The organism is Staphylococcus sp. 231237_7MaSpsaltlick (assembly GCF_043107035.1).
This window is the reverse complement of sequence record NZ_JBICNX010000094.1, coordinates 1-2001: the sequence shown is the minus strand read 5'-3', so window position 1 is coordinate 2001 and position 2001 is coordinate 1. Positions and strand designations below refer to the sequence as shown.

The 2001-nt window shown below is 27.5% G+C and carries 4 protein-coding genes; 3 read left to right on the top strand and 1 reads right to left on the bottom strand.

Annotated features, from left to right (window positions below; translation table 11 throughout):
* Nucleotides 1-322 precede the first annotated feature (322 nt).
* The 3 genes from ACF91D_RS29985 (at nt 323) to ACF91D_RS29975 (ending at nt 1629) form a co-directional block, all read left to right on the top strand.
* Entirely contained in the window at nt 323-982 is a 660-nt protein-coding gene (locus ACF91D_RS29985; RefSeq protein ID WP_392438368.1) for a hypothetical protein, read from the top strand.
* 133 nt (nt 983-1115) lie between these two features.
* The gene (locus ACF91D_RS29980; protein WP_392438367.1) at nt 1116-1370 is read left to right on the top strand and encodes a type II toxin-antitoxin system Phd/YefM family antitoxin; all 255 of its coding nucleotides are present in this window, start codon (nt 1116-1118) and stop codon (nt 1368-1370) included.
* Nucleotides 1363-1629, top strand: a complete 267-nt coding sequence (locus tag ACF91D_RS29975; RefSeq protein WP_392438365.1) for a Txe/YoeB family addiction module toxin — start codon at nt 1363-1365, stop codon at nt 1627-1629. The genes ACF91D_RS29980 and ACF91D_RS29975 overlap by 8 nt, the downstream gene beginning before the upstream one ends.
* A gap of 18 nt (nt 1630-1647) precedes the next feature.
* Here ACF91D_RS29975 and ACF91D_RS29970 read toward each other — a convergent pair whose 3' ends face one another.
* Nucleotides 1648-1932, bottom strand: coding sequence for a hypothetical protein (locus ACF91D_RS29970; protein WP_392438363.1), 285 nt, complete (start codon nt 1930-1932; stop codon nt 1648-1650).
* Between the last annotated feature and the right edge of the window lie 69 nt (nt 1933-2001).

The following is a 2001-nucleotide window of genomic DNA, read 5'->3' as shown; positions in this document are numbered from 1 at the left end:
TTCTTTGCCTTTATCCGCTTCTTCTTCTTCATTTCCACATCCTGCTAATGGAAGTGTTAAAGCTACGAATGCTAGGAATGTGTATAATCCCTTTTTTATTTTATCCATACTAATACCCTCACTTTCTACGGAAATATCTTAATACAAGAATATCTTAAAAAGTTTTATATTCAAAGTTATTTTTAATAGTTAATTAATAAATGTTATTTGTAATTACGAAACATTATAATACTCTTTGGGTATAATTGCAATTTTCATTTACAAAAGTAATAAATAATAATATAATAAGTTGTAGATTATTATATTTCGAAAGGATGATTAAATGACGAGTATTACCTCTCTATACTTAGTATTAACCGCTATTTTATTTTTATCAATCATGGTTAGTGTCTTTACAGTAATAGCAATAGTATTAAAAACAATAAAACTACATAGGTTTCGACAATGGTACACAAAGAAATCTTTCACAAGAAACTTAATCAATTTTGTACTCGTTGCTGCTTTATATCTAATTTCATTATATGCTCATACTACTTCACAAACGCCTGGTATTGCAGAAGGTGTTTCACAAGATGCTATTAATGTATTCGAAACAACAATGTTAGTGTATAGAACACTATTTATGTACATGTTAGTAACACCTTTATTCTTTATAACTATTTTTTATTTATACAAAATAATATTTATTGGTATTAGAATAAAGAAACAACGTGCAGATACTAATGAAAATCAATTACTTAAAACTATTGCGAATGGTACAAGTAAAGATATATGTAAAAGTTACGAAGCTTATATTAATAACAATCAATCTTCTAACTCTACGCCATTTTCATATAATATAGATACATTTATCTTAAAGTGTTTGGACAAGAATCAATACTCAATTCTAAGTAATAGACAAGCACAAATTATAGAATCAAAACAAAAGCATAAAAAATATACTCGTAAAATCAACCGAATGTATTTAGGAGATTATGTATAAAGAACATTATAGAAAAAAGAGCAATCTAGCTTTATAGTTAGATTGCTCTTTTTATTTCAGCTCTAAAAACTAATAACTTTACTGTATGTACAACATGTTGTACAATTAAAGAAATTAAAAGGAGGTTATTACTATGACTGTACTTAGTTATTCAAACGCTCGTAAAGACTTTAGAAAACTAATCGATAAAGTTAATGATGATAGCGATACTGTAACAATTACTACAAATGAACGTAATGCTGTTTTAATGAGTGAAGATGATTATAATTCAATTATGGAGACACTTTATTTACAACAATCACCTGCTAATGCCAAACACTTAGCACAATCCATTTCAGAAGCGGAAAAAAGCAATACAGTAGAGGTAGATATAGATTCATATGAGTAAATTAAACATTACATTTACCCCTACAGCTTTTAATGATTATGAATATTGGCTAAAGCAAGATAAAAAGTTATTAAAGAAGATTAATAGTTTAATAAAAAGCATACAGCGTGATGGCTTATTAGAAGGTGAGGGTAAACCTGAACCACTTAAAGGTAATTTACAAGGTTACTGTAGTAGACGCATAAACCATGAACACAGACTCGTGTATACGGTTAAAGAAAATCAAATTATCATTATTGCTTGTAGATATCATTATTAAAAAGAGCACTAGTATATACTAGCGCTCTTTTCGTTTATCTTCTTTTTTCTTTCTTCTAAAACCTTTATTATTTTCAATAATATACTTAATCTCTGACTTGTGTACCTTTAAAGTACCTTTTTCTGGATTTGATTTAGTTCCTACATTAGTTACTATATCTATATCATAGTAATTATGTTTTAATAATACGCCTTTAAACTCTCTATCATCCATTAAGACAAGCTTTACTTTTTGTCCTTTAAAAAATTCAAATGGCATATGCGTTTCTTTAATCATTTTAATCCTATTATTATAGTTGCCCATAAGAAACCTCTCTCTTCTATTCGGGTTTTTGACTAATTGACTTAATCGCATGTTTCATGTAAAGCATAT

Excerpts from the sequence above, each read along its gene's own strand:
- ACF91D_RS29985 (WP_392438368.1), top strand. The coding sequence starts at position 323 with ATGACGAGTATTACCTCTCTATACTTAGTATTAACCGCTATTTTATTT.
- ACF91D_RS29980 (WP_392438367.1), top strand. The coding sequence starts at position 1,116 with ATGACTGTACTTAGTTATTCAAACGCTCGTAAAGACTTTAGAAAACTA.
- ACF91D_RS29975 (WP_392438365.1), top strand. The coding sequence starts at position 1,363 with ATGAGTAAATTAAACATTACATTTACCCCTACAGCTTTTAATGATTAT.
- ACF91D_RS29970 (WP_392438363.1), bottom strand. The coding sequence starts at position 1,932 with ATGGGCAACTATAATAATAGGATTAAAATGATTAAAGAAACGCATATG.